Annotated in this window: 13 protein-coding genes and 1 riboswitch; of the genes, 12 read left to right on the forward strand and 1 reads right to left on the reverse strand. The window is 52.2% G+C overall.

Annotated features, from left to right (window positions below; translation table 11 throughout):
• Positions 1 to 83: 83 nt before the first annotated feature.
• On the reverse strand, positions 84 to 1,019 hold the full coding sequence (gene corA, locus RB298_RS07340) for a magnesium/cobalt transporter CorA (protein WP_009594304.1): 936 nt from the start codon (positions 1,017 to 1,019) through the stop codon (positions 84 to 86).
• A 442-nt stretch (positions 1,020 to 1,461) separates the two neighbouring features.
• Positions 1,462 to 1,590, forward strand: a riboswitch (SAM riboswitch).
• A gap of 131 nt (positions 1,591 to 1,721) precedes the next feature.
• Here corA and metA point away from each other — a divergent pair.
• The 12 genes from metA to RB298_RS07400 all read left to right on the forward strand — a co-directional run.
• Positions 1,722 to 2,639 (forward strand): homoserine O-acetyltransferase MetA, encoded by a 918-nt coding sequence (metA, locus tag RB298_RS07345; RefSeq protein ID WP_015737127.1) that lies wholly within the window; start codon positions 1,722 to 1,724, stop codon positions 2,637 to 2,639.
• Between the two features lie 24 nt (positions 2,640 to 2,663).
• Entirely contained in the window at positions 2,664 to 3,848 is a 1,185-nt protein-coding gene (locus RB298_RS07350) for a PLP-dependent transferase (protein WP_486046611.1), read from the forward strand.
• Complete coding sequence (locus tag RB298_RS07355; RefSeq protein ID WP_486046613.1) at positions 3,845 to 5,065, forward strand: aminotransferase class V-fold PLP-dependent enzyme; 1,221 nt, start codon at positions 3,845 to 3,847, stop codon at positions 5,063 to 5,065. Before RB298_RS07350 ends, RB298_RS07355 begins: the two co-directional genes overlap by 4 nt.
• A gap of 165 nt (positions 5,066 to 5,230) precedes the next feature.
• Positions 5,231 to 6,364, forward strand: a complete 1,134-nt coding sequence (gene mqnC / locus RB298_RS07360) for a cyclic dehypoxanthinyl futalosine synthase (protein ID WP_486046615.1) — start codon at positions 5,231 to 5,233, stop codon at positions 6,362 to 6,364.
• Between the two features lie 264 nt (positions 6,365 to 6,628).
• Positions 6,629 to 7,534, forward strand: a complete 906-nt coding sequence (locus tag RB298_RS07365; protein ID WP_096776413.1) for a putative sporulation protein YtxC — start codon at positions 6,629 to 6,631, stop codon at positions 7,532 to 7,534.
• 463 nt (positions 7,535 to 7,997) lie between these two features.
• On the forward strand, positions 7,998 to 9,935 hold the full coding sequence (gene thrS / locus RB298_RS07370) for a threonine--tRNA ligase (protein WP_036659961.1): 1,938 nt from the start codon (positions 7,998 to 8,000) through the stop codon (positions 9,933 to 9,935).
• A 105-nt stretch (positions 9,936 to 10,040) separates the two neighbouring features.
• Positions 10,041 to 10,787, forward strand: coding sequence for a 3D domain-containing protein (locus RB298_RS07375; RefSeq protein WP_486046617.1), 747 nt, complete (start codon positions 10,041 to 10,043; stop codon positions 10,785 to 10,787).
• A gap of 132 nt (positions 10,788 to 10,919) precedes the next feature.
• Positions 10,920 to 11,120, forward strand: coding sequence for a hypothetical protein (locus tag RB298_RS07380; protein WP_486046618.1), 201 nt, complete (start codon positions 10,920 to 10,922; stop codon positions 11,118 to 11,120).
• Between the two features lie 199 nt (positions 11,121 to 11,319).
• Positions 11,320 to 12,426, forward strand: a complete 1,107-nt coding sequence (gene liaF, locus RB298_RS07385) for a cell wall-active antibiotics response protein LiaF (RefSeq protein WP_486046620.1) — start codon at positions 11,320 to 11,322, stop codon at positions 12,424 to 12,426.
• A gap of 5 nt (positions 12,427 to 12,431) precedes the next feature.
• The gene (locus RB298_RS07390) at positions 12,432 to 13,514 is read left to right on the forward strand and encodes a sensor histidine kinase (protein ID WP_009594296.1); all 1,083 of its coding nucleotides are present in this window, start codon (positions 12,432 to 12,434) and stop codon (positions 13,512 to 13,514) included.
• Between the two features lie 19 nt (positions 13,515 to 13,533).
• Positions 13,534 to 14,187, forward strand: a complete 654-nt coding sequence (locus tag RB298_RS07395) for a response regulator (RefSeq protein ID WP_009594299.1) — start codon at positions 13,534 to 13,536, stop codon at positions 14,185 to 14,187.
• 162 nt (positions 14,188 to 14,349) lie between these two features.
• The coding region (locus RB298_RS07400; protein WP_486046623.1) for a S1C family serine protease at positions 14,350 to 15,811 on the forward strand (1,462 nt) is incomplete at its 3' end.

Here is a 15,811-nt window from a genome sequence, read left to right on the forward strand (position 1 = left end):
TGCTTGTAGATTGAGTTGTAGTTGCGGCGGTTCGTATGAACCGTTGTGATCCGGCCAGTACTCTCCCCTTTGACCAGGGTGCCTCATATCCAATCTTTTTTACGGAACAGGTAAAACATGAGTGCGCCGGCAAAAACCATGATGCCGATAACCACATAATAGGAATATCTCCAATGAAGTTCCGGCATATACTCAAAGTTCATGCCGTAGATGCCCGTAATCAGCGTCAATGGAATAAAGATCGTTGTAATAGCGGTAAACACGCGCATGATTTCATTGGCCCGATTGGCGATACTGGATTGGTAAGCTTCCCGAAGGTTCCCCATGAGATCCCGATAGGTCTCGAACGTTTCGGAAATTTTAACGGCATTTTCATAGATATCGCTGAAGTATTTCTGCAGCTGGTCATCGATCAGCCGAAGATCTTTTTTGTTGAGCGTATTGATAACTTCCTTCTGAGGTCCAAGCACCTTTTTCAACCAAAGAATCTCGCTTCGCAGACCGATGATCTCGCTGAGATGGGATTTTTTGGTATGCATCAGAATGTCTTCCTCCAGCTTTTCAATCCGCGCTTCAATTCGGTCCCCTACGGAGAAGTAGTTGTCCGTGACGAGGTCGATCAATAGATAGAGGAAGCGGTCGGGCGTGCTGACTTCATCCTCCCAGAGAAGCGGTTTGACGGTGCGGAGCTCATGGATCTTTTGCTTGGTCACCGTAATAATAAAATGCCTGCCCAGGAAAACATTCAATGCCCGAAGGAAAATCTCTTCGTCGTCAAACCGGATGCTGTTCACGACGATAAAATAGTGGTTCTCGTATATTTCAATTTTGGGACGCTGCTCCTCTTCGCTGAGGCAATCCTCAACGGCAAGATCATGCAGGGAGAAGAGGGGCTGCAGTTCGGCTAAATCATCCACGTCCGCATCCAGCCAGTAGAAGCCGCTGGCCGGAGCTGTCAGCGTCATTTCGATGTCATCAACAGGGGTAAATACGCCCGAATCGACCAACCGGATTTTCATCTGATATCACTCCTTTGTCTAATCCAAGCTGCTTAAGTCAAGCAGTTAAGGCACAGGATATCAGCCCACCGGTGTACGGGCATAAATCGAGGAAGGTTAGAATACGATAAAAAGCGCATGAAAAATAACGCTGCCCTCTGCCGGTAAGCTGATCTTGATCCTATGCGGTTGTGCGTCTTGTGCATCCAGTTTCTGGCTCGGGTCACCGTCCATCTTCCATGTCACCTCTTTCATACTCGGTTTTAAACAGCACTTGTCTAGTATAACGCCGGGTGTAGGACCTTTCAAGTGAAATCCGGAGCAGTCCAAGGGCCATGATATAGGGTATGGAAACCTTTGGTGAAGTGTGACAAACTCATGAAAAGGTTCTTGACGAAAAATTGAGGATGATTTAAAGTAGGTATCAATTACGAAACAATTCCAAACAACTGAATAAAGCGAAATCTTATCAAGAGCAGGTGGAGGGACTAGCCCTATGAAACCCGGCAACCGGCGGCAACATCGCACGGTGCTAATTCTTGCAGGAGATACGACGATTGTATAAGCCGTTGTATAGCCTGACAGATGAGAGAGGCGCATTGTGATACGTATATGATGACCTTTCTCTACTTCGAGAAAGGTCTTCTTGCGTTTATACAGTCTAACGCTCTTTCTCACAGCTTTATGGATGTATCATTTCATATTTCGAAGGAGTGAGCCGAGATGCCAATTAAAATTCCGGATGCCCTGCCGGCAAAGGAAGTTCTGGCTGGAGAAAACATTTTTGTCATGGATGAGAGTCACGCGTTTCATCAGGATATCCGCCCGCTGCGGATTGCGATCCTGAATTTGATGCCAACCAAGGAAACGACGGAGACCCAGCTGCTGCGATTGATCGGCAACTCCCCGCTCCAGGTGGATGTCGTCCTTCTTCACCCGAGTTCCCACGTATCGAAGAATACGTCGGCCGAGCATTTGAAATCATTTTACAAAACCTTTGAAGAAGTGAAGAACCGTCGTTTTGACGGCATGATCATTACAGGAGCTCCGGTCGAGCAGCTGGAGTTCGAAGAAGTGAATTACTGGGATGAGCTTACTGAAATTTTTGAATGGACCAAGACCCATGTAACCTCCACGCTCCATATCTGCTGGGCGTCGCAAGCCGGGCTTTATTATCATTACGGCGTGCCGAAATACAGCCTCGAGGAAAAGTGCTTTGGCGTATTTCCGCATACGATCAATGAAGCGTGTACCAAGCTGCTCCGCGGATTTGACGAAATGTTCTTTGTTCCGCATTCCCGTCATACGGAAGTTCGGCGCGAAGACATAACAGGCGTGGATGATTTGGTCATCCTGTCCGAGTCCGAGGAAGCAGGGATTTATTTGGTATCCAGCCGTGACGGCAAGCAGATTTTTGCCACAGGGCATTCCGAGTATGATGCGGACTCCCTGAAATGGGAGTATGACCGGGACGTTGCCAAAGGCATGGACATCGCGCTGCCGCGCAACTATTACCCGAACGACGATCCAACAAGAACCCCTCCGTCCATATGGCGCGCGCATGCAAACTTATTATTCACTAATTGGCTCAATTACTATGTATATCAGGAAACGCCATATGATATCGGTCCGCAAATTTAACAGCGTACGGGAGGAGAGTTTGTGATGGAGAAGAAACCTTTGAATATAGAGAGCCGGCTGGCACAGATCGGATCGGTGCAGGAACCGGTAACGGGAGCAGTGAATTTTCCGATTTATCAGGCTACGGCATACCGCCATCCTAAATTAGGCCAGAGCACGGGGTTTGATTATGCCCGCACCAAGAATCCGACCCGTTCGGTACTCGAGGATGCTTGCGCCGAGCTGGAATCCGGTGACGCCGGCTTTGCCTGCAGCTCGGGCATGGCGGCCCTTCAGACGATTTTTGCGCTGTTCGGTCAAGGCGATCACCTGATTGTGTCGCTCGATCTGTACGGAGGGACGTATCGGCTGCTGGAGCGGATCATGTCCAAGTTCGGGGTAACGGCAACCTACGTGGATACGAACGACTTGGATGCGCTGGAAGGATCCAGACGACCGAACACGAAGGCCGTATTTATCGAAACGCCGACCAATCCGCTCATGATGGTTACGGATATCGAAGCCGTCTGTACGTGGGCAAGACGCCATCAATTGATCAGCATCGTGGATAATACGCTGCTAACCCCGTATTTCCAGAGACCCATCGAGCTTGGGGCGGATATCGTCATACATAGCGCCACCAAGTATCTGGGAGGGCATAACGATGTGCTGGCAGGCATCATCGTGACGAAGGGCAAGGAATTATCCGAGGAGATGGCCTTCCTTCATAACTCCATCGGGGCGGTGCTTAGTCCTTCCGATTCCTATCAGTTAATGAGGGGAATGAAGACACTCGCGCTCCGCATGGACCGGCACGAATCGAATGCAACCGCGGTGGCAACTTTTTTGACAACCCACCCGGCGATCGGCGAGGTGTATTATCCTGCTCTGCCGGATCATCCGGGGCATGAGATCCAGAATCGCCAATCCAGCGGCAACACGGGCATCTTCTCCTTCAAGGTGAAGGACGCCCGCTATGTCGAGCCGGTGCTGCGGCACATCAAACTGATTGCATTCGCAGAAAGCCTCGGAGGCGTCGAGTCCCTGATGACATACCCGGCGGTCCAGACCCATGCGGACATCCCGCTTGAGATTCGGGAAGCGATCGGCGTGGACGACCGCTTGCTTCGGTTCTCGGTCGGCATCGAGCATGCGGATGACCTGATCGCGGATTTGGATGCTGCGCTGGGCGCGGCTATGGCAGAAGTGGAAGGGAGCAAAGGAGCATGAGCATCGATAAAGGTCTATCCGGCTTGGGAACGGAAACCAAGCAGGTATCAGTAAAACAGGGACACAAAGAAGAACTTCGTTTCGAGACGAAACTATTGCATTTCGGCGGGGAAATCGACCGGGCAACCGGCGCCTCAAGCGTTCCGATCTATCAAGCATCGACGTTTCATCATGAAGACGTCTTTAACCCGCCGCTGCACGATTACAGCCGTTCCGGCAATCCGACGCGGCAGGCGCTGGAAGATTATATCGCCCTCTTGGAAGGAGGCGTGCGCGGCTTCGCTTATGCATCCGGCATGGCGGCGATCTCCAGCTCGTTCATGCTGCTGTCCGCGGGCGATCACATGATCGTGACGGAGGACGTATACGGCGGAACCTACCGCCTGCTGACCAGCATACTGAGCCGTATGGGCATCGAGAGCACCTTCGTCGACATGACCGATCTGGATCAGGTGAAGGCGGCCCTCAAACCGAATACAAAAGCGGTTTATATGGAAACCCCTTCGAACCCGACCTTGAAAATTACCGACATCGGCGCCGTCACGGATTGGGCGAAGGAGCAAGGTCTGCTCACCCTGCTGGACAATACGTTCATGACGCCGTTCTATCAGCGCCCGATCGAGTTCGGCGTGGATATCGTCATCCACAGCGCAACCAAATTCCTTGGCGGACACAGCGATGTGCTGGCAGGTCTCGCCGTAGCCAGAACCCAGGAGCTGGGAGACCAGTTGAAACAGCTGCAAAATGGTTTGGGCACGGTGCTTGGAGTGCAGGATTCCTGGCTCCTTATGCGGGGCATGAAGACGCTCGGCACTCGGATGGCCCACTCCGAGCAAAGCGCGGCCAAGCTGGCGGCCTGGCTGCAGGGAAGAAGCGACATTGAGCAAGTGTATTATCCCGGCCTCTTGAATCATCCGGGACGGGAAGTCCATGAGAAGCAGTCGAGCGGTTACGGCGCGGTCATCTCCTTTGACGTCGGCTCAGGCGAGCGTGCGAAGCAGGTGCTGAACCGCGTGAAGCTGCCGCTGGTAGCCGTCAGCCTGGGAGCAGTGGAAAGCATCCTGTCGTATCCGGCGATGATGTCCCATGCGGCCATGGGCGAGAAGGTTCGGCATGAGCGCGGCATTACCGACGGTTTGCTCCGCTTCTCGGTCGGACTGGAGGATGTGGATGACCTGATTGCCGATTTGGACCAGGCCTTTTCTGCCAGCAGCTAAAGATTTTTTAGAAGCAATGAACCTCATTTGAAGATTTGCCAAATCATAGAATTCGGCATCCTGTCACGGACGGGATGTCGTTTTTAATGGCGGAATGTGGTAGGATGGGATAGACGAAGTTTTACTGGCGATTTGTATTTTGTTTTAAGTAGGGAGGCTGCAAGAATGAGTGCGGTAAACCGTATATTGGATAAAGCTTTACGCGGTGAGCGTTTAAATTTGGAAGATACCGTGACCCTTTTTGAGAGTGATGAGATCGAGAAGATTGGCCATGCGGCGGATGTGATGACCAAGCGCCTGCATCCGGATCCCATCACGACGTTTGTTATCGGCCGGAATATCAACTATACCAACATATGTGATGTATTCTGCCGTTTCTGTGCTTTTTATCGCAGACCCGGCTCTTCCGAGGGCTATGTTCTGCCGGATGAGACGATCTTCCAGAAGATTCAGGAAACCGAGGACGTTAACGGCACTGAAATTTTGATGCAGGGCGGAGTCAATCCGGATTTGCCTTTCAATTATTATACGGATCTGCTTCGCAATATTAAGAAGCGGTTCCCTAACATTACGATGCATTCCTTCTCCCCGGCGGAAATCATGAAGATGGTGGAGATCTCCGGGCTCACACTCGAAGAGGTGATGCGCGAGCTTCACAGCGCCGGTCTGGATTCGCTGCCTGGCGGCGGCGCGGAGATTCTGGATGATCGCATCCGCAAAAAAGTCAGCCGTTTGAAAGGTACATGGCGGCAATGGATGGATGTCATGAAGACGGCCCATAAGGTCGGCATGAACACGACGGCTACCATGGTGATCGGTCTGGGCGAAACGATGGAAGAGCGTGCGCTACATATGCTTCGCGTGCGTGATGCGCAGGATGAATGCATCCAGAACGGTTATGATTCCAAAGGCTTCCTTGCCTTCATTCCGTTTACCTTCCAGCCGGACAACACGAACCTCAAGCGCGAGCGCGAAACGCCGGAAGCGTACCTGAAGACGGTAGCCATCGGCCGGCTTGCGATCGACAACGTGCCGAACCTGCAATCGTCCTGGGTAACGATGGGGCCTGAGATCGGCAAGCTGTCGCTCAGTTACGGCTGCAACGACTTCGGCAGCACGATGATGGAGGAGAACGTGGTGTCTTCCGCAGGCGCCGTGTACAAGGTCAACATTGAATCGATTATTCAATTAATCCGCGAGACCGGCAACATTCCGGCTCAGCGCAACACCCGGTATGATATCCTTCGCGTGTTCGAGGATAACAGCACCGTGGAGCGCGACTTCGTAATGCAGAACTAATCGCATAACTTATAATCCGTAAGACGGGCCGACTCGGCCCGTTTTTTTATTTAGATATCAAAAAGTATACATTCAAAAAGCATGAACCTTCCTGATATCGCATTAAAAAATTACTATTCAGAGGGGCAGGCCCTTCATGGAACGTGCGTTGATAAACATTTTTAATATGCGCGCCGGGACTTGCTTGTTTTTCCAAGCAGGAGTTCCGTATATACCCGAGCGGGTCCCCATATACTGAAAAGGGAACTCGAAAGGAGTGATTCCATGGAACTGTTCAGCATTTCTGTCGGTACGCGGACGGAAGACGAGAAAAAGGCGTTCCACCGCATATTGTCAGACAAGCAGAAAGAGCTACATAAACAGTGCAAGCCGCTCAAATTCACATTCAGCGCTTCGAATGACCGCGTGATTTGGACGTGCTCCGGCAAGCTTCCGCTGTCTTCGTGGACCGCATCGGCCGACACGCTGCGCCGGCTTGCTGCCGAAGCGGTCACGGCTTACATTCTGGAGGAGAAGGAGCAGGAGATTGCTGCACGGTTAATGTTCTCGGAATTCGAGTTTGATGATGAGGAAGAAGCAGGGCGGATTTTGCAGTGGTTTTTGATGCTCCTGCAAAAAGAAGAAGGCCCGTCCGGGGATTTCTGGCAGAGCCGCAAGCGTAAGCTGTCCGAAGGCATATATCAATGCCTTAACGAGGCGCCGGAGCTCAATCTGGACGGTTTCATGACCTTCAGGCTCCAGTCCTATGAACAGGAGCTTCGCGAGATGGCCGAGTACGCGGTGGATGAGTTCATGCTTGATCAGCAGTATGAGGAGTTCGTAAGCCTGCTGAAATATTTCGTTTATTTTCAGGAGCCCAAAATGCCGCTGGTTCACGTCATTCATAAAGGGGAAGAGGACTTTTTGCTGCTGGACGGCAATCTTCGCCCGATCGAACGCCCTCGTGACGACGGACTGGTTATGGAAAGGCTGGACCAGGAGATGGAGATTGAGGATATGGTCGTCAGCACGCTGATTTCGGTATCTCCGGCCCGCATGATTATCCACACGAGACAGCCGGAGCTTCCCGTCATCGCAACATTGGCCCATATCTTTGATAACCGAGCCGAAGTATGCTGCAGCTGTCCGGAATGCAGCGCGCTTCTGGGAAGCGGACGAATGATGACTTGACGCACCGAAGCGGTCAGGATTATAATTACTGATAAATTCACGTAAAAGCTCTGACAAAGACATGAATCAATCCGGATCCGACCGCTCAGAGAGAGGAAACCTTGGCTGCAATTTCCTCCGGTTCGCCATTGATTTACCCCTTTGTAGCTGTGTCGTCGAACCCGCAAGTCATCAAGAATGCGGATGAGTAGGCTTCACCGGTTCATGACCGTTACTCAATGCTGATGAAGGATCTTAATCGATTATGTACCGGGTACATAAGAGGATGGAGAGATCGAATTAGGGTGGAACCACGGGTATAACACTCGTCCCTTCGCGGGACGGGTGTTTTTTGCATGTTCCGGTATCCTTCGCTGAAGTCCAGGCGGGCTTGTGAACAGCCCAAGGCCTTGCTTCACGGGGAGACTAACGCGTCCTTCATATATGGAAGAAACGTGAAAACTTTTTTGGGGAGGAATACAAGGTGGCTATTAGCATTAAACTGCCTGACGGCTCCGTACGGGAGTATGAGGCCGGCAGCAATATCGAGGATGTGGCTGCGTCGATCAGCAGCGGACTGAGAAAGAATGCCGTTGCGGGAAAAATGGACGGGATCGTCGTGGATTTATCCACTCCGCTTCAGGACGGAGCGCTGATCGAAATCGTTACGCAGGATACGCCCGAAGGGCTTGAGGTGATGCGCCACAGTACAGCGCATTTGCTGGCTCAGGCAACCAAGCGTTTGTATGGACAGAAAGAAGTCAAGCTTGGCGTGGGGCCGGTCATCGAAGACGGCTTCTATTACGACATGGACCTGGAAGAGCCTTTGAATCCGGAGGATCTGCAGAAGATCGAGAAGGAAATGGAACGCATCATCGGCGAGAATCTGCCGATCGTCCGCAAGGAAGTGAGCCGTGCGGAAGCGCTGCGCATTTTCGGCGAGCTTGGCGATCCATACAAACTGGAGCTGATCAACGCCCTGCCGGAGGACAGCATCATTACGATTTACGAGCAGGGCGAATTCTTCGACCTTTGCCGTGGACCGCACGTCCCTTCAACCGGCAAAATCAAGGTGTTCAAGTTGATGAACGTGGCAGGCGCATACTGGCGCGGCGACAGCAAGAACAAAATGCTTCAGCGTGTTTACGGTACGGCGTTTGTGAAAAAAGCGCAGCTCGACGAGCATCTTCGCCTGCTGGAGGAAGCCAAAAAGCGCGACCATCGCAAACTGGGCAAGGAATTGCAAATGTTTACGTTCTCTCAGCTCGTTGGACAAGGCTTGCCGATCTGGCTGCCTAACGGAGCGAAGCTGCGCCGTACCCTGGAGCGTTATATCGTGGACATGGAGGAACGCCTGGGTTACCAGCACGTGTACACCCCTGTACTCGGAAACGTGGAGCTGTACAAAACCTCCGGTCACTGGGAGCACTATCAGGAGGACATGTTCCCGAAAATGGAAATGGACAACGAGGAGCTTGTTCTGCGTCCGATGAACTGCCCTCACCATATGATGGTGTATAAGAGCGATATGCACAGCTACCGGGATCTGCCGATCCGCATTGCGGAGCTTGGCATGCAGCACCGCTACGAGATGTCCGGCGCGCTGACCGGCCTGCATCGCGTGCGCGCGATGACGCTGAACGACTCGCATATTTTCTGCCGTCCGGATCAGATCAAGGAAGAGTTTGCCCGGGTCATTCAGCTGATCATGACGGTCTACAAGGACTTCGGCATTCACGACTATCGCTTCCGTCTGTCTTACCGGGATCCGCAGGATACCGAGAAGTACTTCCAGAACGACGAAATGTGGGAAATGTCCCAGCGCATGCTGCGTGAAGTAGTGGAGAGCCTGGACATGCCGTTCTATGAAGCGGAAGGCGAAGCTGCCTTCTACGGACCGAAGCTTGACGTTCAGATCCGCACGGCACTGGGCAAGGAAGAAACGCTGTCCACGGTCCAGCTCGACTTCCTGCTGCCTGAGCGCTTTGAGCTGGAATATGTCGGCGACGATGGCCAGAAGCACCGTCCTGTCGTAATCCACCGCGGGATTCTGGGCACCATGGAACGCTTTACGGCATTCTTGCTTGAGAATTTTGCAGGGGCGCTGCCGTTGTGGCTTTCCCCGGTACAGGTCAAAGTCATTCCGGTATCCAACGCCTTTGAAGACTACGCGAAGGAAGTGGCCGAGAAGCTTCAATTCGCCGGTATTTCCGTAGAGCCGGATCTTCGCAACGAGAAGCTGGGCTACAAGATTCGCGAAGCACAGCTCGAGAAGATTCCATACATGTTCATCGTTGGCGAGAACGAGAAAAATGCCGGAGCGGTTTCCGTCCGCAAGCGCGGCGAAGGGGACATCGGGGCCCAGCCGCTGGACGAAATCATCCTCAAGCTGCGTGAAGAAATTAACACCCATGTGGTTTAGTTTAGCCGTAAAAGATAAGTAACCGAGGAAACATGCAGACCTCTGCCATGACGTATATTCTATTCGGGAAGTGGGAACCCTCGCTAGTAAGGGGGAGGTATTCACATGATCCAATGGAAAACATGGCAGAGGTTTTTTGCTGGTTTTATTTTATCAGCCATCTTGTTCAGCGCAGGCTCTACGGCAGTAGAGGCCCGCAATTTGATTCTAAGCGAATCCTACGAATCGACGGACACCCGAAATGTGTATGATCCATCAGAGGAAATACATGGCTCCGATTACGTTGAAATGTCTCGCTTCTATGCGCTGCGCGTGGTAGGTTTTAGTGATATGAATAGATATTTGGAGGTTCCAAGTACGGGGCCGAAGACCGGCGAGCCCGGCAAGAAACGCGAGTCCATGCCGGTGCTTGCCCCGAGGGAGGACCAGGTGCTGCATACGGTGAAGGTAACCGCTACGGGATACACGGCAGGTTACGAGTCGACCGGGAAGAAGCCGGGACATCCCCAGTATGGAATCACCTACTCCGGGGTGAAGGTCAAGCGGGATCGAAATACGCTGTCTACGATTGCCGCGGATCCTGATGTATTTCCGCTCGGCAGTATTCTCTATATCCCCGGCTATGGTTATGGAATCGTAGCGGATATCGGGTCAGCCATCAAGGGCCAGAAGATTGACCTCTATTTCTCCACCACCAAGCAGGTGTTTAAGGAGTGGGGGAAAAAGGACGTTGAGGTGCAGGTCATTAAAACCGGAAGCGGCAAATGCACGGAAGCCATGCTGAGAACCTTGGAGGACGCGATTGAGACCTATCGTTTCCTGCCTTCATCCGTGCTGGAGGAAGCCATTTAGGGTAATTTTGCTGCGCGTCTTTGACAGTAAACATTTAAGAATAATGACACCCTGTTCATCACATACTATTTTTCGGGGGCCAAACCCCTGAAGAGGATGATGGTATCGCATATGAACAGGGAGGTGAATACTGTGGCTAAAAAGAACAAGGTGCAAGAGAACTACCAAACACCTAACGAAAAATTCAACGCTGAGTTTGCTGAAGACACCAGCATTGCCAGCAACCCAAAAGGCAACTCCAAAGTTCAGGAGAACTACAAAAAACCGAACGAGAAGTTTGACGCTGAGTTTGGCGATCTGAACACACCAGGGGACCATTCTGCAAACCGTTAAGGTGTAGATGTCAACGCCCGTTCGTGCAGCAATAAGACCTCCGCTTAAAGCGGAGGTCTTTTATTATGGAAACATATCCATTTATATCCAGGGACTCGGTCTCGAGACCGAGATCAACTTCATTCCACCGCCGCTAACCCGTTCATCGCAATATGTTGTACACTGTAATTAAGAAAAAATAGAACTGGAAGGCTAGGGGATGACCATGAGTAGAAAAGGATGGAGCCAGCTTAGCAACGGATTGCTGCTCATCGGCATTGGTGTGGTGTTTCTTCTCAATCAGCTCGATATTATACATGTGGACCTTGGTTATATATTCTCGACGTTTTGGCCGGTGTTCATCATCTGGTTCGGGCTGCAAAGCTTGATTTATGCCCGTGGCGGAGCATTGTGGGGGTCGATCGTACCGATCGTGATCGGATCGTACTTTCTCGGAAGAAATCTGGACATGGTCCACTTCTCTTTCGGCGATTTGATCAAATACGCGATTCCGATCGTCCTGATCGGGTACGGATTGCAGGTTATTTTCAAACCGAAGGATCATACGCCGCCGCCGTCACCGCCAAGTCCGGATGATTTCGGCTCGCATCGTCGGGACGATTACGATATCCCGGAGCCGCCTGAAGCGCGTCCGCTGGAATCCTCCCTGGACGAAGAATTCGAGCGAAGATTCGGCAAGCCAGACAAGGCTGACAAGGCTTATGAAGAGCCGGAATTCGAATCAAGAGACTCGCACGATTCAAGCAAAGGGTACCGCTGGCAGGGACAGCAGCATGAGCGCCCGCGCCAGGAACGTCCGGATCGCAGCAAGTTCAGAGTTCATGTGGATTTTGACGATAACGGCAAAAGCTACGGCGACGGATCGGAATATAAGGATGAACACCACCATCATCAACATCATCATCACCAATCTTGGCATAGCCATGATACGGTGAACAAGTCCTCTTTTATCGGGGACGTGCACATGGGGAAGGATTATTTCCAGCTGAAGCCGACGAATATTTCGCAGTTCATCGGTGATACGGTACTGGACCTGACCAAAGCTCAAATTCCTTACGGCGAAACGAAAATCAACATCTCGGCGTTTATCGGGGATGTCAAGGTGTTCGTTCCGAACGATTCGGACGTCGGCATTCATGTCACGACCAATTCCTTCATCGGCGATATGAAGGTGCTGGAGGAGTCCCGAAGCGGCTTTATGAGCAATGCCGGCCTGGAAAGCCCGCATTACAGGGAAGCGGGCAAGAAAATTCGAATTACCGTGAGCGTATTTATCGGTGACGTCAAAGTGAATAGGGTAGGTTAATCGTTATGATGGGGATATTGAAAAATACCAAATGGGTGATATTGTTTTATTTTCTGTTGATCGGAGCCGGAGTTGCTGTTTTCCTGTACACAGCAAACCAATCCGGCTACATACATATTGAAGATAACCGGCTGTGGGTGTATTACACGGTCGGTGTACTTCTGTTTACGGGGATTGCGGGATACATCGCGGGACAGCGCATCCAGCGGCCGCTGGATCTGCTTCATCTGAACATGCTGCAGGTTGCCAAAGGAAATCTGAACGTGCGGCTGCCTGCCATGGAAGACGGGTCTTTTGCCAGAGTATACGATGAGTTTAACGGGATGACGGAAGCGCTGGAGAAGAAAATGAAGCTGCTGCAGCGCCTCGGCGAGCAGGATGTCATTGAGAAGGAGATTGCCGCGGAAGCCGCGGTCCTCGAGGAACGGCGCCGGATGGCAAGGGATCTGCACGATACGGTCAGTCAGCAGCTGTTCGCGATCCACATGTCGGCTTCATCCCTCCCGGCGGTACTGAAGCGGAATCCGGAGCATGGGGACAAAGTGCTCGGCCAGTTGATCGAAATGTCCCATGTGGCGCAGAAGCAGATGCGGGCGCTGATTGCGCAGCTTCGGCCCGTGGAGCTGGAAGGCAGAACCCTTGAAGAAGCACTGGAACGGTGGTTTCCGGATTACTGCCGCCAAAACGGCCTGAAGGGCATGAAGGATGTCGAGCTCTACGGCGGGGTGTCGGATGCCATTGAGCATCAGCTCTTCCTGATCATCCAGGAAGCGGTGGCTAATATCGTGAAGCATGCCGGTGCAGGCCTTGTCAGCATGTCGCTTCGCGAGGACCAGAAACGCGTGATTTTAAGCATCAGCGACGACGGTGTCGGCTTTGACGAGGTGGCAGGCAAGCAGGGATCGTACGGGCTGTCGACGATGCGCGAACGGGCCGAAAAGCTTGGCGGACAGGTCGATATTATAAGCAAGAAGGGCGCGGGAACGACGGTGCGAGTAAATATCCCGTTATTTGAGGCCGAGGGCAATACCGGAGCGGCGGAGGAAGAGAACAAGGATGAGGAAGTGCTGGCTGAGCCAGTGGAATAGAGAGGGGACAACAATCATTATGGGTACGATTCGGATATTGCTGGCTGATGATCATGATATGGTTCGCATGGGGTTAAAAACATATTTATCGTTGGATCCGGGGTTTGAAGTGATCGGAGAAGCAGCGAATGGCCAAGAGGTCGTCGATATGCTGAGAAACGGGGAGGAGGCCGACCGGCCGGATCTCATTCTAATGGACCTGATGATGCCGGTGATGAACGGGGCGGAGACCACTCGCGCGGTTATGTCCGAATTCCCGGATCAGAAGATCGTGATTCTGACCAGCTTTCTCGAAGACGAGCTTGTGGTCGAGTGCATTGAAGCGGGGGCAGTCAGCTACGTGCTTAAGACGGTTTCGGCTGACGAGCTCATTTACGCCCTTCAGGGAGCGTTCCGGGGCATGCCGGTCATGACCAAAGACGTCTCGGAAGCACTCACCAGGGGAATCCGCCGGCATATGGTGAACGGGGATGAATCCGGGCTTACCGAGCGGGAGAAGGAAGTGCTGCTCCTGATTGCCGAAGGCAAGAGCAACAAAGAGATCGGCGAAGAGCTGCATATCAGCATCAAGACGGTCAAAACCCATGTCAGCAATCTGCTGATGAAGTGCGAGCTGGAGGACCGTACGCAATTGGCGATTTATGCCCACCGGAAGGGCTGGGTCAAAATATAGCAATATGTTCTTTTGGTGAGGTATGACCGGGAAGCGTCCCGGTTTTCTTTTTATCTGCCTTTTAATTGTTTTTAAGGTACTATTAAGGTTTATAGTACACAATAAGAACAGTTAATCAATTAGACCACTTGGAAGCAAGTGATTTTAATAGGAGGTAGACCAATGGACGACCAAAGAAAGCGTTACGGGTATCCGGATGATGAGGGAATGAACAGCGAAGCGAATAACAATGAAGCAACGAGACGTGAGGAAGCATCCACGGAGAATTCTTCTTATTACTATTCTTACGGACCGTTCCAGTCCATATCGAATAACCGCGACGACGAGAAAACGGAACGGCCTTACCAGAGCCGGGAACCCCAGGAAGTGGAGGTTACCGCTCCGCAGCCGGTTAAACCGATTCCATCTTCCGGCTTCTCGCAGGCCCATTCCTCCGGAAGCCAGGGTGGCGGCGGGCCTGTGGATTCCATGAAAAGAAACAAAGAGTGGAACTACAGCCAGAAGCCCAAAAATTCCGTCAAGACCGTACTGTTGTCTTTCTTGGCAGGCGTCCTCGTCATTTCGAGCCTGATGTTTGCCGCTGACCGAACGAATCTGTTTACGCCGGATGCGGCGTACTCATCGGAGCCAGCCCAAGAAACTTCGGCTAACGTCCAGGATAACGGCGGAGCTACTACCGCATCAGCGATGATCCCATCAGGCCAAGGCGACGTATCGGCAGTGGTGGATCAGGCGAGTCCGGCGGTCGTGCTGATCGAGACGCTTGTAAACAGCAGCAATAGACAAAGCACGAATCCGAACATGAACGACCCGTTCTGGTACTTCTTCGGCGGCGGTCAATCCAGTCAGGAAGGCAATGGCGGAAACAGCGGAAACGGTGGAAGCAGCAACAACGGAGGTCAGGAATCCCAGCTTCAGCCTTCAGGCATCGGCTCGGGTTTCATCTTTGAGAAGTCGGGATACATCTTGACGAATGAGCATGTAATCCATGGCGCAGATGTGATCCAAGTGACGGTACAGGGTACCAAAAAGCCTTATGAAGCGAAGCTGCTCGGTTCCAGCTATGAGCTCGATTTAGCCGTTTTGAAAATCGAAGGGGCGGATTTCCCATCAGTACAGCTAGGTGACTCCGACTCGCTGAAGGTTGGTGAATGGCTTGTTGCCATCGGCAACCCGCACGGTTTTGAACACACGGTAACCGCTGGTGTACTTAGCTCGAAGGAACGCGTGATCGATATTCAAGGCACGAACGGCGAAGCTGAGCGTAATTACGAGCATCTTCTGCAAACCGATGCTTCGATTAATCCGGGCAACTCCGGCGGACCGCTCCTCAATCTGAAAGGCGAGGTTATCGGGATGAACGTAGCCGTCAGCGCGGAAGCGCAAGGGATCGGGTTTGCGATTCCATCCAGCACGATCAAGGAAGTCGTGGAATACCTGAAAAATAACGAGGAAGTGCCGAAAGAGCCGGTTCCGTTCATCGGGGCCAGCCTGGGAACGGTCACTCCGCAAATAGCCCAATCCTTGGGTACGGACGTGAAGGAAGGTTCTTACGTTGACAGCGTCGTGTTCCGTTCGCCGGCTTATGAAGCGGACCTGCGCCAATATGACATCATTGTGGGTG

Origin of the sequence: Priestia sp. BR_2, from assembly GCF_041954005.1 — a bacterium.
GTDB lineage: Bacteria > Bacillota > Bacilli > Paenibacillales > Paenibacillaceae > Paenibacillus_AQ > Paenibacillus_AQ lautus_A.

Coding starts and splice junctions, on each gene's coding strand:
- corA (WP_009594304.1), bottom strand. CDS start 1,019: ATGAAAATCCGGTTGGTCGATTCGGGCGTATTTACCCCTGTTGATGAC.
- metA (WP_015737127.1), top strand. CDS start 1,722: ATGCCAATTAAAATTCCGGATGCCCTGCCGGCAAAGGAAGTTCTGGCT.
- RB298_RS07350 (WP_486046611.1), top strand. CDS start 2,664: ATGGAGAAGAAACCTTTGAATATAGAGAGCCGGCTGGCACAGATCGGA.
- RB298_RS07355 (WP_486046613.1), top strand. CDS start 3,845: ATGAGCATCGATAAAGGTCTATCCGGCTTGGGAACGGAAACCAAGCAG.
- mqnC (WP_486046615.1), top strand. CDS start 5,231: ATGAGTGCGGTAAACCGTATATTGGATAAAGCTTTACGCGGTGAGCGT.
- RB298_RS07365 (WP_096776413.1), top strand. CDS start 6,629: ATGGAACTGTTCAGCATTTCTGTCGGTACGCGGACGGAAGACGAGAAA.
- RB298_RS07375 (WP_486046617.1), top strand. CDS start 10,041: ATGATCCAATGGAAAACATGGCAGAGGTTTTTTGCTGGTTTTATTTTA.
- liaF (WP_486046620.1), top strand. CDS start 11,320: ATGACCATGAGTAGAAAAGGATGGAGCCAGCTTAGCAACGGATTGCTG.
- RB298_RS07390 (WP_009594296.1), top strand. CDS start 12,432: ATGATGGGGATATTGAAAAATACCAAATGGGTGATATTGTTTTATTTT.
- RB298_RS07395 (WP_009594299.1), top strand. CDS start 13,534: ATGGGTACGATTCGGATATTGCTGGCTGATGATCATGATATGGTTCGC.